Genomic DNA, 15,365 nt, shown 5'->3' with positions numbered 1-15,365 from the left:
CGCCCTGCATTGTGCCGGGCGGCCCTGGGCGCTGTCGCTGCGCCCGGCCGGGGCTGAACCGCCGCGCCCGGCCGGGACGACCCGGCGGCGGCCCCGCCGGGCCTGCGCTAGCGTGGCGATCATGGAAACAGCTGCGGAGCCCCGCGCCCGGCGGCTCTTCGGCGGCAGCGCCCGGGCCCTCGGCGACCTCACCGGCAACCCGTTCCGTGCCGACCGGGACCGGATCGTCGGCTCGCCGTTCTTCGCCCGCCTGGGCGGTGTCACCCAGGTGATCAGCCCGGTCGGCTCGGGCCTGCTGGTGCACAACCGACTCACCCACAGCCTCAAGGTCGCCCAGGTGGCCCGGGCGATCGCCGAGCGGCTGACGGCCGACGAGCGGTGGCGCGCCTTGCTGGACAAGCTCGGCGGCTGCGACCCGGACGTGGTGGAGGCCGCGGCGCTCGCCCACGACCTCGGTCACCCACCGTTCGGGCACCTGGGGGAGCGGGTGCTGGACCGGCTGGCCCGGCAGCGTCTCGGCCTCACCGACGGCTTCGAGGGCAACGCCCAGTCGTACCGGATCGTCACCAGCACCGAGATCCGGGGCGCGGCCACCACCGGGCTGGACCTGACCGCCGCGGTCCGCGCGGCGATGCTGAAGTACCCGTGGACCCGGCTGGACCATCCCGACCCACACCCCCGCACGATGGACCCGCCGCCGCGCGGGGCCACCCCGCCGCCGGACGACCCGGAGAGCGGCTCGTCGAAGTTCGGCGCGTACCGGACCGAACTCGACGACCTGCGGCAGGCCCGGGAGCCGTTCGCCGGCCGCATCCCGGACTGGCAGCAGACCGTGGAGGCGTCCGTGATGGACACCGCCGACGACATCGCGTACGCCATCCACGACGTGGAGGACTTCTACCGGGTCGGGGTGCTCCAGCAGGGCTCGGTCTCCGCCGAGTTGATGGCCTGGCAGCGGGAGAGCGGGCACTTCCGGGCGATCACCGACGCGGCACTGGCCATCGCGGCCCGGCGGCCCGGTGCGGCCATCGAGCGGCTGCGCCGGCAGTTGCACGGCAAGGACGCCTGGATCGCCGACGACGAGGCGTTCGCCGCCGCCGTCGAGCACGTCCGGGAGGAGTTGGTCGACGGGTTGCTGGCGATGCCGTTCGACGGCTCGATCGAGGCCGAGCAGTACGTGGCCCGGTTCTCCGCCCGCTGGTCCACCCGCTTCGTCGAGGCGATCACGGTGACCGATCACCCGTCGGTGCGCTCCGGGTACGTCCTGCTCGGCTGCGCCCAGTGGCACGAGGTGCAGGTGCTCAAGTTCGTCCACCACCGGTTCGTGCTGGCCCGCCCGGACCTCGCCCTGCACCAGCGCGGTCAGGCCCGGCTGCTGGGCACCCTGGTCGAGGCGCTGTGGGAGTGGCTGCTCGACCCGGAGGAGGAGTCCCGGCTACCCCGTCGGCTGCACGACCTGGTCGAGTTGGCCGAGGCGGAGCTGCACCCGCGCACCCCGGACCGGATCGGCCGGGCCCGGGGGCGGGCCATCGTGGACTTCGTCGCGCAGCTCACCGACGGCCAGGCGGTGGCCATGCTGGACGCGCTCTCCGGCCGCTCCGGAGCGCTCTGGACCGACGCCTTCGTGCTCTGACCGGCCTACCCCGTCAGGCGACGGCCTGCCACCAGCCGTCCACGGCGGGCGGGTCGTCGACCACCACCCGCTCACCCGGGCGGGGCACGGCCAGCCGGACGTCGCGGGCTTTCGCCTCGGCCCACAGCCGGTTCACCGGCTCGGACCAGTCGTGCAGGGCCAGGTTGAACGTCGCCCAGTGCACCGGGATGAACAGCCCGCCGCGCAGGTCGAGGTGGGCGTTGACCGCCTCCTCGGGAAACATGTGGATGGTCGGCCAGGCGCGGTCGTACGCGCCGATCTGCATCAGCGTGACGTCGAACGGTCCGTGCTCCGCGCCGATCGCCGCGTACCCGTCGAAGTAGCCGGAGTCGCCGGTGTAGAAGACCTTGCGTCGGGCGCCGGCGACCACCCAGGAGCTCCAGAGCGTGCCGTCGCGGCGCAGCCCCCGGCCGGAGAAGTGCTGCGCGGCGGTGGCGGTGATCTCCAGCCCGGCGACCCGGTGTGACTCGGCCCAGTCCAGCTCGATGATCCGGTCGGCGGGTACGCCCCACCGGTCCAGGTGCGCGCCCACCCCGAGCGGCACCAGGAACGGTGCGGACTGCCCGGCCAGCAGCGCCCGTACGGTGGCCATGTCCAGGTGGTCGTAGTGGTCGTGGGAGATCAGGATGGCGTCCAGCGGGGGCAGCTCATCCAGGCGTACCGGCGGCTCGTGCAGCCGGCGGGGGCCGACCAGGCCCGACGGCGAGCAGCGCTCGCTCCAGACCGGGTCGAGGAGCACCCGCCGACCCTCGATCTCGATCAGCGCCGAGGCGTGGCCGTACCAGACGATGGTGAGCTCGTCGGTCGTGTCGGTCGCCTGTGGTGCGCTCGGGCGCAGCAGCGGCACCGCGGTGCTCGGGCGCCGCTTCTGCTTGCCGAAGATCAGCTCGCGGAGCAGGTTGCGGCCCGGGTCGGCGATCATCGTGCGGGTTCCGGCCTGATTGTGGAAGGTGCCGTCGCGAAACTGCGGCGAGCGGGCCGCCCGTTCAGCCCGGGCCCCGGTGAGTCGGCCGCCGAGTGCCGCCGGCACGTCCCGGGCCGCCCAGGCCAGTCCGGCCAGCGCGGCCAGTCCGGCCGCACCCCGCATCCGTCGCCCGAGTGACCGTTCGACGTCCGTGCGCTCAGCTGGTGCCATCGCCGTCCCTCCGCAGTGTCCCGCACTACACGGTAGTCACCCGGGTCGGCTCGCGTGTCGGCGGTCGCCGCACCGGATCGGTCGCCGCTTCGGCGACCGATCCGGTGCCGGGCTCAGCCGCCGTTGCTGGGCCGCCGTGCCGCCGTCCGGTACGCCGTTCCGGCGCCGGTGAGCCGGTCCACCGCCTTCAGGAACCGGGGGCCCATGGCGGCCCGGGCCTGCACCGCCGGGTGGGTGGCGCCGAAGTCGTCCGGGTCGGCCTGCCCGTCGGCGAAGAGCGCGTAGGTGAGCACCGCGGCGCCGGACCGGTCGAAGATCACCCCGGCCTCGTGCCGGGCGTCGGCGAACCAGCCGGCCTTGGTGGCGATACGCGCCCGTTCGTCGGAGGACATGGTGCGCCGGATGCCGTCGGTGAAGGCCACCGGGGAGCGCAGCAGCCCCAGCAGGAACGCCGTCGAGGCGGGGGAGAGCAGGGTGCCGGCGACCAGGGCGCGCAGCAGGTCGTGCGTCTCCCGGGGGGTGCTGGTGCCGAGGAAGAACCGGTTCGGGTTGGCCACCGGCTCGACCTGGGTGTTCGGGAAGCCCTTGCCGACCAGGATGGCGTTCAGCTCGGCGGCTGGGCAGACCGACCCGCACAGCCGCACCGCCGTGTCGTCGGAGACGGTCAGCAGGGCGGCCAGCACGTGCCCGAGGGTCACGCTGCTCGGGTACGCGCCATCCAGGCTGAAGATGCCGTCGCCGCCCGGCACGACGATCGCCGCGGTCACCTCGACCCGCTGGTCCAGGGTCAGCAGCCCTCGGTCGACCTTGTCCAGGACCGCCGTGGCCACCGCGATCTTGTTGACGCTGTACGCCTCGATCCGCCGGTCCGCATCGGCTGTCACCGCGACCACGGGCGGGCCGGCCGGGTCGGCCACGCTGACGTACGCCTGCCAGTTGCCCCCGGCCTCTGTGCTGTGCCGGGTGTAGGCGGCGGCGACCCGGTTGGCGGCCTTGGCGGGGGTGGTCGGGACGGCTTCGGTGCCCTCGGCGGCGCTCGCCGGCGCGGCCGCGCCGAGCACCGTACCGGCGGTGGCCACCGTGCCCAGCCCGAGCGCCGTCCTGCGGTTCAGCCGGATAGTCAATCGTCTCTCCCGTCGTGGTGCGCCGAAGCGCTTACCGGCCCACCACCCTAGGCGAGTTGATCGATTCACGATGCCCTCCAACCGCTCAGGTGCGCAGCGCGGCATCGACCGCGGTCGAGGCGGTCCACAATGGCCTGGGCCGTCGCCCGGCCGATCCCGCTGGTCGCGCCAGCGATCACAACCACCCGGCTCACGGTGCGAGTACCACCTTGATGCAGCCGTCGTCCTTCTTCTGGAACATCTCGTACGCCTCCGGCGCCCGGGCCAGCGGCATCCGGTGAGTCCGCAGGTCCTCCACGCCCAGCGGGTCGTCGTCGCCGGCGAGCAGCGGCAGGATCTCGTCGGTCCACCGGCGCACGTGGCACTGCCCCATCCGCAGCTGGATGCCCCGGTCGAACATCTCCATCATCGGCATCGGGTCGGCCTCGCCGCCGTAGACGCCGGAGATCGAGACGGTGCCGCCGCGGCGGACCGCCTTGAGCGCGGCGTGCAGCACGGAGAGTCGGTCCACGCCCACCCGATCGGTCATCGTCCGGGCGAGCTTGTCCGGCAGCAGTCCCGCGGCGGTCTGAGCCAGCTTGCCCGCCGGTGCGCCGTGCGCCTCCATGCCGACGGCGTCGATCACCGCGTCGGGGCCGCGTCCGTCGACCAGATCGATCAGCGCGCCCGGTACGTCGTCCAGCTCGCGGACGTCGAGTACCTCGATGCCGTGCCGGCGTGCCAGCTCCAGCCGCTCGGGCACCAGGTCCAGCCCGATCACCCGGCCCGCGCCGAGGTGGCGGCCGATCCGGGCGCAGAATTGGCCCACCGGGCCCAGCCCGAACACGGCCAGGGTGCCGCCGGGCGGGGTGTCCGCGTACTTCACGGCCTGCCACGCGGTGGGCAGGATGTCGGAGAGATAGAGGTAGCGCTCGTCGGCGCCGCTCTGCGGGATGGTGATCGGTCCGAAGTGGGCCTGCGGGACGCGCAGGTACTCGGCCTGCCCGCCGGGGACCGATCCGTAGAGCGAGGTGTAGCCGAGCAGCGCAGCGCCCTTGCCCTCGCTGCTGACCTGGGTGGTCTCGCACTGGGCGTAGAGCTGGCGCTGGCACATCCAGCAGCTGCCGCAGGAGATGTTGAACGGCACCACCACCCGGTCGCCGGGCTTGAGCTGGCTCACCCCCGGCCCGACCTCCTCGACGATGCCCATCGGCTCGTGGCCGAGTACGTCGCCGGGCTTCAGGTACGGCCCCAGCACCTCGTACAGGTGCAGGTCGGAGCCGCAGATCGCGGTCGACGTGATTTTCACGATCGCGTCGGTCGGCTCCTCGATCCGGGGGTCCGGGATCTCTTCGACCCGTACGTCCCGCTTGCCCTGCCAGGTCAACGCCTTCAATTCTGGTTGCCTCCCTCGCTTCCTGCCTGACTGCTACCCGGGGAAGGGGAGTTGAACCGACTTCGACCGTCCGCCCCGACGCGGTCGAGGGGTGTGCCCGGTCCCTGTAGAGCTGCCTCATATTTGGGGCGGTCGGGCCGTGCGTGTGTGCCCGTGGGTGGGCGTGCGTTCGTGGTCGGGCGTGTGCCCGTGGCCGCGTGCCTCCGCGGCCCCGCTTGCCTCCGTGAGTGGGTGGGCGTTCGCCGTCGGGCGTGCGTTCGTGGTCGGGCGTGCGTGTGGCTTGGTGAGCGTTCGCCGTCGGCCGTGCGTCCGTGGTCGGACGTGCGTGTGGCTGGGTGGCCCTCGCCGCCGGGCGTGTGTCCGTGGTCGGACGTGTGCCCCCGGGCCGCGCTGCCCCATATTTGGGGCAGCTCTACAGGACGTCGACGGGGTCATACACTCCCACGACCTGGCGGCCGTGCGCACCGTCGGAACAGCGAGGCTCAGCAGCCGGATCAGGTGCTCGTACAGCTCAGCGTCGGTGGGATCCGCGCAAATGCCGACCGCCGCACCTCCGGCAGGAGGTACGGCGGTCGGTGCGGGCCGTGGCGGGCGGACCCGCCGGCCAGCTCAGGAGCCGGGGGTGTCTCCGCGGGTGGCGGTCGCCCTGAGGTAGTCGCGGTTGAGCCGACCGATGGTGTTCAGCGGGATGCCCTTCGGGCAGGCCGGGGTGCACTCGCCAGCGTTGGTGCAGCCGCCGAAGCCGGCCTCGTCGTGTGCGTCGACCATGCCGATCACCCGCGTGTACCGCTCGGGCTGGCCCTGCGGTAGCAGCGAGAGTTGGGTGAGCTTGGCGGCGGTGAAGAGCATGCCGGAGCCATTCGGGCAGGCAGCCACGCACGCGCCGCAGCCGATGCAGGCCGCCGACTCGAAGGCGGCGTCCGCGTTGGCCTTGGCCACCGGCGTGGAGTGCGCCTCGGGCGCGCTGCCGGTTGGCGCGGTGATGTAGCCACCGGCGGCGATGATCTTGTCGAAGGCGCCCCGGTTGACCACCAGGTCCTTGATGACCGGGAAGGCGCTGGCCCGCCACGGCTCGATGTCGATCGTCTCGCCGTCCTTGAACTGCCGCATGTGCAGCTGGCAGGCGGTGGTGCCGCGCTGTGGCCCGTGCGCGTCACCGTTGATCATCAGACCGCACATGCCGCAGATGCCCTCGCGGCAGTCGTGGTCGAACGCCACCGGGTCCTCGCCGTCGAGGATCAGCCGCTCGTTGAGCACGTCGAGCATCTCCAGGAACGACATGTCCGGGGACACGTCGTTGACCGGATAGGTCACCATCCGACCCTTGTCCTCAGGGCCCTTCTGGCGCCAGATGCGCAGGGTCAGGTTCACTTGTAGCTCCGCTGCGTGGGGTGGACGTATTCGAACTTCAGGTCTTCCTTGTGCAGCACCGAGGGCTCACCGGTGGCGGTGAACTCCCAGGCCGCCACGTACGCGAACCGGTCGTCGTCGCGCTGCGCCTCACCGTCCGGGGTCTGGTGCTCGGCCCGGAAGTGGCCGCCGCAGGACTCCTCGCGGTGCAGGGCGTCGATGCACATCAGCTCGGCCAGCTCGAAGAAGTCGGCCACCCGGCCGGCCTTCTCCAGCGACTGGTTGAGCCCTTCGCCCTCGCCGGACACCTTGACCCGCTGCCAGAACTGGTCGCGCAGGGCGCGGATCTCGTCGATCGCCTTGCGCAGCCCGGCCTCGCTGCGCTCCATGCCGCAGTGCTCCCACATGACCTGGCCCAGCTCCCGGTGGAACGAGTCCACGGTCCGGTCGCCGTTGACCGCCAGCAGCCGCTGGATCCGGTCCTCGACGTCGGTGCGCGCCTCGATCGCCGCCGGGTGGGTGGCGTCGACCTTGTCCAGCGAGCCCGAGGCCAGGTAGTTGGCGATGGTGGTGGGCAGCACGAAGTAGCCGTCGGCCAGGCCCTGCATCAGCGCCGAGGCGCCGAGCCGGTTCGCGCCGTGGTCGGAGAAGTTCGCCTCGCCGATCACGAACAGGCCCGGGATGCTCGACTGGAGGTCGTAGTCGACCCAGAGGCCGCCCATCGTGTAGTGCACGGCGGGGTAGATCCGCATCGGCACCTCGTACGGGTCCTCGCCGGTGATCCGCTCGTACATCTCGAAGAGGTTGCCGTACTTGGCCTCGATGGCCTTGCGGCCCAGCCGACCGATCGCGTCGGCGAAGTCCAGGTAGACACCGAGCTTGGTCGGCCCGACGCCCCGGCCCTCGTCGCAGACGTTCTTCGCGGCACGGGAGGCGATGTCCCGGGGGACCAGGTTGCCGAAGGAGGGGTAGATCCGCTCCAGGTAGTAGTCCCGCTCGTCCTCGGGAATGTCCCGGGGGTTGCGGTCGTCGCCCTTGGTCTTCGGCACCCAGACCCGGCCGTCGTTCCGCAGCGACTCGCTCATCAGGGTCAGCTTCGACTGGTGGTCGCCGGAGACGGGGATGCAGGTCGGGTGGATCTGGGTGTAGCACGGGTTGGCGAAGTACGCGCCCTTGCGGTGCGCCCGCCAGGTGGCGGTGACGTTGCAGCCCTTGGCGTTGGTGGAGAGGTAGAAGACGTTGCCGTAGCCGCCGGAGGCGAGCACCACGGCGTCGGCCATCTCGGTGCTGATCTCGCCGGTGACCATGTCCCGGACGACGATGCCCCGAGCCTTGCCGTCCACGATGACCAGCTCCAGCATTTCGTGCCGGGTGTTCATCTCGACGTTGCCGAGGCCGATCTGCCGCTCCAACGCCTGGTACGCGCCGAGCAGCAGCTGCTGACCCGTCTGGCCCCGGGCGTAGAAGGTGCGCTGCACCTGGGCGCCGCCGAAGGAGCGGGTGTCCAGCAGGCCGCCGTACTCGCGGGCGAACGGCACGCCCTGGGCGACACACTGGTCGATGATGTTGACCGAAACCTCGGCCAGCCGGTGCACGTTCGACTCCCGGGAGCGGAAGTCGCCGCCCTTGACGGTGTCGTAGAACAGCCGGTGCACCGAGTCGCCGTCGTTGCGGTAGTTCTTCGCGGCGTTGATGCCACCCTGCGCCGCGATCGAGTGTGCGCGGCGCGGGCTGTCCTGGTAGCAGTAGGACTTGACGTGGTAGCCCTGCTCGGCCAGCGTGGCCGCGGCCGAGCCGCCGGCCAGGCCGGTGCCGACCACGATCACCGTCATCTTGCGGCGGTTGGCGGGGTTGACCAGCTTGGCCTCGAAGCGCCGGGTTTCCCAGCGCTTCTCGATGGGGCCGTCGGGAGCCTTCGTGTCGGCGATCGGGTCGCCCTCGGTGAAGAGTTCCATGTCAGGACACCAATCCGGTGAGTACGGCGAACGGGACCACCAGGTACCCGGCGCAGAGCAGGACGGCGAAGATCAGCGCGGCGGTGCGCGCCCGGCGCTCACCCCGCGGCGTCTGCTGGCCGAGGCTGCGGAACGCGCTGAAGGCACCGTGCCGCACGTGGAAGCCCACCGTGACGATGGCGAGGGTGTAGAAGAGCGTGACGTACCAGCGCTCCGGCGCGAAGTCGGCGACGACGTTGCCGTACGGCTTGCTGGGGTCGCCGACCGGGTTCAGCGTGCCGGTGGTCAGGTCCAGGAGGTGGTAGATCACGAACAGCAGGATGATCACCCCGCCCCAGCGCATCGTGCGGGCCGCGTAGCTGCCGTTGACCTTCTTGCGGTGGGCGTACTTGACCGGGCGGGCCGCGCGGGCCCGCCGGGCCAGCACGGTCGCGGCCACGATGTGCGCGACGACGGCCACCACCAGCCCGATGCGCAGGATCCACAGGAACCACACGCCCGGCAGCAGCGGCTTGCCGATGTCGCGCAGCCAGTGCGCGTAGTGGTCGAACGAGGTCTCGCCCGTGAACACCTTCAGGTTTCCGAGCATGTGCGCGATCAGGAACAGCGCCAGCAGGATGCCCGTCACCGCCATGACGGCCTTGAGGCCGACGTTCGAGCGGATGGGCGACCGAGTTTTCGTCATTACCACGCAACCGACGCTAGGAGCACTCGGATCAGTCGTCCAATGCATCAAACTCGCAGTCTTGATAGCCGTAAGCTATGTAGATGCAGCTCCATCAGCTCCGGTACTTCGTTGCGGTGGCGGAAGTACGACATTTCACCCAAGCCGCCGACATCGTCGGCATCACTCAGCCATCTCTCAGTAAGCAAATTCACGCTCTGGAGACCGACCTCGGGGCGCCCCTGTTCGAGCGGGTACGGGGCAACATCACCCTCACCGCGGCCGGTGAGGTGCTACTGCCGTTGGCCACCCGGATCCTCGCCGACGTGGACACCGCGACCCGCGAGGTGCAGGAGTTGGTCGGGCTGCGCCGCGGTCGGGTCCGGCTCGGCGCCACCCCGAGCCTGGCCACCTCGCTCGCCCCACCGGTGCTGCGCCGGTTCCGCGACGCGCACCCCACCGTCGACCTCAAGGTCGAGGAGGGTGGGTCCCAGGACCTGGTGCGCGACCTGCTCCGCGGCGACCTCGACCTGGCTTTGATCATCATGCCGGCCCAGGGCGCCGACCCCGGGCTGCGCGTCGACCCGATCCTGCGCGAGAGCCTGGTGGTGGCGTCGGTGGAGGAGGTGCCGACCGCCTCGGCAGCCGGGGAACTACGCATCACCGACCTGCGCGGCCAGCCGATGGTGATGTTCCGCGAGGGCTACGACCTGCGCGATGCCACCATCCAGGCGTGCCGGGAGGCGGGCTTCGAGCCGACCTTCGCGGTGGACGGCGGCGAGATGGACGCGGTGCTCAGCTTCGTCGAGGCCGGGCTCGGTATCGCGCTGGTGCCCGGCATCGTGCTGGCCCGCCGGCCGGGGGTGCGAATCACGCCGCTGGCGGCACCCGGGGTGCGGCGGACCATCGCGGTGGCCCGTCGGCGGGACGTCGTGCCGACCCACGCCGGCCGGGAGCTTCGCCGGATCCTGCTCGACTACATACAGTCGGCGATCGATCGTGACGAGCTCCCGCCCGGGGTGGATCCGCTCTGACCGCCGTCAGCGGCCCTCGGCGTCGTCCATCGCCCGGTAGATCCGCTGCTCCGAGACGGGGTACGGGGTGCCCAGCGCCTGGGCGAAGACGTTCACCCGCAACTCCTCGATCATCCAGCGGATCTGCCGGACGGCCGTCTCCTGCCGACGCGCCGGTGGCAGCGCGGCGAGCAGGTCGGCGTACTCCTTCTGCACCGCCGCGACCCGGTCCTGCTGCTGGCGGTCCCGCTGCGGGTTGCCACCCAGCCGTTCCAGCCGGCGCTCGATGGCGGTGAGGTACCGCAGCAGGTCGGGCAGCCGGGCGTACCCGGTCTCGGTGATGAAACCGGCGTGCACCAGCCCGGCGAGCTGGTTGCGGATGTCGGCCAGCGCGGCCACCACGGCCAGGTTCCGGGTGGCGCCGAGCCGCTGCTCGACGGCGTACGCGGCGGCGAGCACCTTGCGTACCCGGTCCATCACCTCGACCACGGTGTCGACCAGGTCGGCGCGGACCTTTTCGCGCAGCGCCGCGAACCCCTCGGCGTCCCAGGCGGGCCCACCGGCGGCACCGATCAGCCGGTCGATGGCCGCGCCCGCCGCGTCCTCGATCAGCTCCTGTACGCCGCCGTGCGGGTTGCGGCTCAGCGCCAGCTTCGCCTCGTTGTTCAGCCGGCCCTGCAGGAACCGCGCCGGGGACGGCACGGTGAGCCGCAGCAGCCGGCGGGTGCCGGCCCAGTGCGCCGCCTCCGCCTCGGCCGGGGAGTCGAAGACCTTCACCCCGACCGTGGCGCCCTCGTCGACCAGCGCCGGGTACGCGGTCACCGCGTAGCCGGCCCGGACCTGCTCGATGGTGCGAGGAAGATCGCCGATGCTCCACTCGCGCAGCCCGGTGCGGACCACCTCCGGCGCGGCGGCCGCCACCACCTGGCGTACCTCCTGGCGGAGCTGGCGTTGCAGGGCCGTCAGGTCCTTGCCCTCGGCGACCGGCTTGTCGTCGGCGTCGAGCACCCGGAAGGTGACCCGCAGGTGGGCCGGGAGCTTGGCTGGTTCCCAGGCGTCGCGGGGCACGGTCACCCCGGTCATCCGGCGCAGCTGCCGGGTGAGCGCGTCCAGCAGCGGCTCCTCGCCCGGGGTGATCGCCGCCAGGGCGGCCCGGGCGTAGTCCGGCACCGGAACGAAGTTGCGGCGCACCGGCTTGGGCAGCGAGCGGATCAGCGCGATCACCGTCTCCTCGCGCAGCCCCGGCACCTGCCAGTCGAAGCTCTCCGCCGGCACCTGGTTGAGCAGCGGCAGCGGGATGTCCACGGTGACGCCGTCGGTCGGCGTACCCGGCTCGAACCGGTAGGTCAGCGGCAGAGCCACCCCCTGGGTCTGCCACTCGTCCGGGTAGTCACCCTCGTCGACACCCAGCCGGCCGTCGTTGACCAGCAGGTCGCGGGTGAAGGTGAGCAGGTCGGGCTGGTCCCGGCGGGTCTTCTTCCACCAGGTGTCGAAGTGCCGGCCGGAGACCACGTCGGCCGGGATCCGCTGGTCGTAGAAGCCGAAGATGGTCTCGTCGTCGACCAGGATGTCCCGGCGCCGGGCCCGGCTCTCCAACTCCTCGATCTCGGACAGCAGCCGCTGGTTGTCACCCCAGAACTGGTGGTGGGTCTGCCAGTCGCCCTCGACGAGGGCGTGCCGGATGAACAGCTCCCGGCTCAGCGCCGGGTCGATCCGCCCGAAATTGACCTTGCGGGAGGTGACCAGCGGAATGCCGTACAGCGTGACCTTCTCGTAGGCCATCACCGCGGCCTGCTTCTTCTCCCAGTGCGGCTCGCTGTAGCTGCGCTTGACCAGGTGCTGCGCGAGCGGTTCGACCCACTCCGGCTCGACCCGGCCGGCGATCCGGCCCCAGAGCCGGGAGGTCTCCACCAACTCGGCGGCCATCACCCAGCGCGGCGGCTTCTTGAACAACGCCGAGCCGGGAAAGAGCGCGAACTTGGCGCCTCGGGCACCCAGGTACTCGTGCTTCTGGGCGTCCTTCAGGCCGATGTGCGACAGCAGGCCGGGCAGCAGCGACTGGTGGACCTTCGGGGTGTCGATCTCCTCCGGCAGGTCGGCGCCGCCGCGGCGGCTCGCACCCCGGCCGGCGTCCGCGCTGTCCGCCGTGTCGCGCGCCGGTCGCCCGCCGCGCCGGTCGCCGTCCTCGGGGGTACGCAGCACCTGACGCAGCTGGGCGACGATGTCCTGCCACTCGCGGACCCGCAGGTAGTTCAGGTACTCCGCCTTGCACATCCGGCGGAACGCGCTGGAGGAGAGTTCCCGCTGCTGCTCCCGCAGGTAGCGCCAGAGGTTGAGGAAGGCGACGAAGTCCGACTCCTTGTCGGCGAACCGGGCGTGCGCCTGGTCGGCCTGGGCCTGCTTCTCCGCCGGCCGCTCCCGGGGGTCCTGGATGGACAGCGCGGCGGTGATCACCAACACCTCGGTGGCGCAGCCGTTGCGCTCGCCCTCGACCACCATCCGGGCCAGCCGCGGGTCGACCGGCAGTTGGGCCAGCCGCCGGCCCAGCGCGGTGAGCCGCTTCGCCGGGTCTGTCTCGGCTGGGTCCAGCGCGCCCAACTCGTGCAGCAGGTTGACGCCGTCGGTGATGTTGCGTCGGTCCGGCGGGTCGATGAAGGGGAACGCGGTGAGGTCGCCGAGCCCGATCGCGGTCATCTGGAGAATGACCGACGCCAGGTTGGTGCGCAGGATCTCCGGGTCGGTGAACTCCGGCCGGGAGAGGAAGTCCTGCTCGTCGTAGAGCCGGATGCAGATGCCGTCCGAGGTGCGGCCGCAGCGCCCCTTGCGCTGGTTGGCCGACGCCTGGGAGATCGGCTCGATCGGCAGCCGCTGCACCTTGAGGCGACTGGAGTAGCGGGAGATCCGGGCGGTGCCCGGGTCCACCACGTACTTGATGCCGGGCACGGTCAGCGAGGTCTCCGCGACGTTGGTGGCGAGCACCACCCGGCGCGAGGTGTGCGCGGCGAAGACCCGGTGCTGCTCGGCGCTGGAGAGCCGGGCGTACAGCGGGAGGATCTCGGTGCCGAGCAGCGGACGTTTCGTCTGCACCAGCTTGCCCAGCGCGTCGGCGGTGTCCCGGATCTCCCGTTCCCCGCTGAGGAAGACCAGGATGTCGCCGGGCCCTTCGGCGGCCAACTCCTCGACGGCGTCACCGATCGCCTGGATCTGGTCGCGGACGGTCTCCTCGTCGCCGTCGCCGTCCTCCTCGCCCTCGGCGACCTCGACCAGCGGCCGGTAGCGCACCTCCACCGGATAGGTTCGCCCCGAGACCTCCACCACCGGCGCCGGTACGCCCTGCGGCTCGTCGGCGGTCGGCGGCCCGGCGAAGTGCCGGGCGAAGCGGTCGGTCTCGATGGTCGCCGAGGTGATGATCACCTTGAGGTCGGGTCGCCGGGGCAGCAGCTCGCGCAGGTACCCGAGGATGAAGTCGATGTTGAGGCTGCGCTCGTGCGCCTCGTCGATGATCAACGTGTCGTACTGGCGCAGCATCCGGTCGGTCTGCAGCTCGGCCAGCAGGATGCCGTCGGTCATCAGCTTGACCAGGCTGCGCTCGCTGACCTGGTCGGTGAAGCGCACCTTGTAGCCGACCACGTCGCCCAGCTCGGTGCCCAGCTCGTCGGCGATCCGGTCGGCCACCGTACGGGCGGCCAGCCGCCGGGGCTGGGTGTGCCCGATCAGCCCGTGCACCCCACGCCCCAGCTCCAGGCAGATCTTGGGGATCTGGGTGGTCTTGCCGGAGCCGGTCTCGCCGGCCACGATCACCACCTGGTGATCACGGATGGCGGCGGCGATGTCGTCCTTGCGCTCGCTGACCGGCAACCCCGCCGGGTACGTGATCACAGGTACGGCTGCCCGCCGGGCGGCGATCCGCTGCTCGGCACGGGCCAGGTCGGTGGTGATCTCGGCCAGCGCGGCCTCCCGGCGCTGCGGGTCGCGCAGCTTGCGGGCACCGTCCAGGCGCCGCTGGAGCCGGCGCTGGTCGCGGAACATCAGAGGGGAGAGGCGGCGGTGCAGCTCGCGAACCGGGTCGGTCGCGGCGGAGGCGGCTGGATTCTGCATGTCGTGCCCAAGGATAGGCAGCCCGACGACGTATCGCCGCCGGGTTATCGCGCGGCCGGTCCTTCGACGGTCGGACGGCGTCTCTCGACCGCTGGACGGCGGTCTAGAGTTGGCGGCCGACGTCGAGCGCTGGGGGGCCGGTATGGAGCTGCGGGACACCGACCGGGCGCTGGTGCAGGCCGCCACGGCGGTCGCGAAGCTGCGCTGCCGCAGCGAGAACCACAGCGTGGCGGCGGCCGTCCGGACCGCCGACGGGCGGGTCTTCACCGGGGTGAACGTCTACCACTTCACCGGAGGCCCGTGCGCGGAGATCGTCGCGGTCGGCGCCGCCGCCACCCAGGGCGTGACCGAGCTGGAGACCATCGTCGCGGTGGGGGACCGGGGGCGCGGGGTCATTCCGCCGTGCGGACGGTGCCGGCAGGTGCTGCGCGACTACTTCCCGGCCCTGCGGGTGATCGTCGGTCCGGCGGACGCCCTGCGGGTCGTCGAGATCGACGAGCTGCTGCCGGAGACGTACGTCTGGGCCGACCACCAGGTCGACCCGGGGGCGACCGGGGGCGTCGTGCCCGTGGCGCGCACCGGCGCGGCCGGCTGAGCCCGCCGGCGTCGGATCAGTCGCCGGCCGCCGCCTCCAGCATCGACCGGGGCATCGGCACGCTCTCGAACCGTACGTTGCCCTCCGGCACCATCCAGCTCATCACCTGCACGGCCAGGCGCCCGGCCCGCACCGCCGGATCGTTGTGGTACAGCTCGCGGGCCGCGTCCGGGTCCACCGAGAGCACGACGAAGCCGCGCAGCCGCTCGTCGTCGGTGTCCAGGAGCGGACCGGCCGCGAGTACGAGGCCCTGCTCCACCAGCCCTGCCTGATGGGCCAGGTGGGCGTTCTGCAACCGGTCGACCGCGTCCAGCGGCAGCTCCGGGGCGTCCGCCGGCCGCACTAGGAGTACGACCGTGTGCTGGTCGAATCGCATGCCCCCACCCTAGGCGCGGGTGGCCC

The 15,365-nt window shown here is 71.7% G+C and carries 11 protein-coding genes; 3 read left to right on the top strand and 8 right to left on the bottom strand.

Annotated elements, in window-relative coordinates:
* Nucleotides 1-121: 121 nt before the first annotated feature.
* A complete protein-coding gene (locus ACFY29_RS31820; RefSeq protein ID WP_386991997.1) occupies nt 122-1,633 on the top strand; it encodes a deoxyguanosinetriphosphate triphosphohydrolase family protein in 1,512 nt (503 codons plus the stop codon).
* 13 nt (nt 1,634-1,646) lie between these two features.
* Here the strand turns inward: ACFY29_RS31820 and ACFY29_RS31815 are convergent, their stop codons facing one another.
* The 6 genes from ACFY29_RS31815 to ACFY29_RS31790 all read right to left on the bottom strand — a co-directional run bounded on the left by ACFY29_RS31815 (nt 1,647) and on the right by ACFY29_RS31790 (nt 9,278).
* Nucleotides 1,647-2,789: an MBL fold metallo-hydrolase gene (locus ACFY29_RS31815; RefSeq protein WP_355607259.1), complete on the bottom strand. Its 1,143-nt coding sequence runs from the start codon at nt 2,787-2,789 to the stop codon at nt 1,647-1,649.
* 113 nt (nt 2,790-2,902) lie between these two features.
* The gene (locus ACFY29_RS31810; RefSeq protein WP_386991995.1) at nt 2,903-3,913 is read right to left on the bottom strand and encodes a serine hydrolase; all 1,011 of its coding nucleotides are present in this window, start codon (nt 3,911-3,913) and stop codon (nt 2,903-2,905) included.
* A 190-nt stretch (nt 3,914-4,103) separates the two neighbouring features.
* Nucleotides 4,104-5,288: a zinc-dependent alcohol dehydrogenase gene (locus ACFY29_RS31805; protein ID WP_386991993.1), complete on the bottom strand. Its 1,185-nt coding sequence runs from the start codon at nt 5,286-5,288 to the stop codon at nt 4,104-4,106.
* A 609-nt stretch (nt 5,289-5,897) separates the two neighbouring features.
* The gene (locus ACFY29_RS31800; protein ID WP_355609885.1) at nt 5,898-6,659 is read right to left on the bottom strand and encodes a succinate dehydrogenase/fumarate reductase iron-sulfur subunit; all 762 of its coding nucleotides are present in this window, start codon (nt 6,657-6,659) and stop codon (nt 5,898-5,900) included.
* On the bottom strand, nt 6,656-8,593 hold the full coding sequence (locus ACFY29_RS31795; protein WP_386991990.1) for a fumarate reductase/succinate dehydrogenase flavoprotein subunit: 1,938 nt from the start codon (nt 8,591-8,593) through the stop codon (nt 6,656-6,658). Before ACFY29_RS31795 ends, ACFY29_RS31800 begins: the two co-directional genes overlap by 4 nt.
* Nucleotide 8,594: 1 nt before the next feature.
* Nucleotides 8,595-9,278 carry a succinate dehydrogenase cytochrome b subunit gene (locus tag ACFY29_RS31790; RefSeq protein WP_328425735.1) on the bottom strand — a complete coding sequence of 228 codons (684 nt, stop codon included), beginning with the start codon at nt 9,276-9,278 and terminating at the stop codon, nt 8,595-8,597.
* Nucleotides 9,279-9,361: 83 nt separating this feature from the next.
* Between ACFY29_RS31790 and ACFY29_RS31785 the strand changes: the two genes are divergently transcribed.
* A complete protein-coding gene (locus tag ACFY29_RS31785; RefSeq protein WP_328425737.1) occupies nt 9,362-10,291 on the top strand; it encodes a LysR family transcriptional regulator in 930 nt (309 codons plus the stop codon).
* A 6-nt stretch (nt 10,292-10,297) separates the two neighbouring features.
* On the opposite strand, the gene hrpA is transcribed toward ACFY29_RS31785, so the two are convergent.
* The gene (gene hrpA / locus ACFY29_RS31780) at nt 10,298-14,368 is read right to left on the bottom strand and encodes an ATP-dependent RNA helicase HrpA (RefSeq protein ID WP_386991988.1); all 4,071 of its coding nucleotides are present in this window, start codon (nt 14,366-14,368) and stop codon (nt 10,298-10,300) included.
* A 142-nt stretch (nt 14,369-14,510) separates the two neighbouring features.
* On the opposite strand from hrpA, the gene ACFY29_RS31775 reads away from it, so the two are divergent.
* On the top strand, nt 14,511-14,963 hold the full coding sequence (locus ACFY29_RS31775) for a cytidine deaminase (RefSeq protein WP_328425741.1): 453 nt from the start codon (nt 14,511-14,513) through the stop codon (nt 14,961-14,963).
* Between the two features lie 16 nt (nt 14,964-14,979).
* Here ACFY29_RS31775 and ACFY29_RS31770 read toward each other — a convergent pair whose 3' ends face one another.
* The gene (locus tag ACFY29_RS31770) at nt 14,980-15,339 is read right to left on the bottom strand and encodes a YciI family protein (RefSeq protein WP_328425743.1); all 360 of its coding nucleotides are present in this window, start codon (nt 15,337-15,339) and stop codon (nt 14,980-14,982) included.
* Nucleotides 15,340-15,365 lie beyond the last annotated feature (26 nt).

Origin of the sequence: Micromonospora sp. NPDC000668, assembly GCF_042897975.1 — a bacterium.
Classification (GTDB): domain Bacteria; phylum Actinomycetota; class Actinomycetes; order Mycobacteriales; family Micromonosporaceae; genus Micromonospora.
Note: the sequence above shows the minus strand (reverse complement) of the source record. Positions and strands in the feature narration are given on the sequence as shown.

Coding starts and splice junctions, on each gene's coding strand:
- ACFY29_RS31815 (WP_355607259.1), bottom strand. CDS start 2,789: ATGGCACCAGCTGAGCGCACGGACGTCGAACGGTCACTCGGGCGACGG.
- ACFY29_RS31770 (WP_328425743.1), bottom strand. CDS start 15,339: ATGCGATTCGACCAGCACACGGTCGTACTCCTAGTGCGGCCGGCGGAC.
- ACFY29_RS31775 (WP_328425741.1), top strand. CDS start 14,511: ATGGAGCTGCGGGACACCGACCGGGCGCTGGTGCAGGCCGCCACGGCG.
- hrpA (WP_386991988.1), bottom strand. CDS start 14,368: ATGCAGAATCCAGCCGCCTCCGCCGCGACCGACCCGGTTCGCGAGCTG.
- ACFY29_RS31795 (WP_386991990.1), bottom strand. CDS start 8,593: ATGGAACTCTTCACCGAGGGCGACCCGATCGCCGACACGAAGGCTCCC.
- ACFY29_RS31820 (WP_386991997.1), top strand. CDS start 122: ATGGAAACAGCTGCGGAGCCCCGCGCCCGGCGGCTCTTCGGCGGCAGC.
- ACFY29_RS31785 (WP_328425737.1), top strand. CDS start 9,362: ATGCAGCTCCATCAGCTCCGGTACTTCGTTGCGGTGGCGGAAGTACGA.
- ACFY29_RS31790 (WP_328425735.1), bottom strand. CDS start 9,278: ATGACGAAAACTCGGTCGCCCATCCGCTCGAACGTCGGCCTCAAGGCC.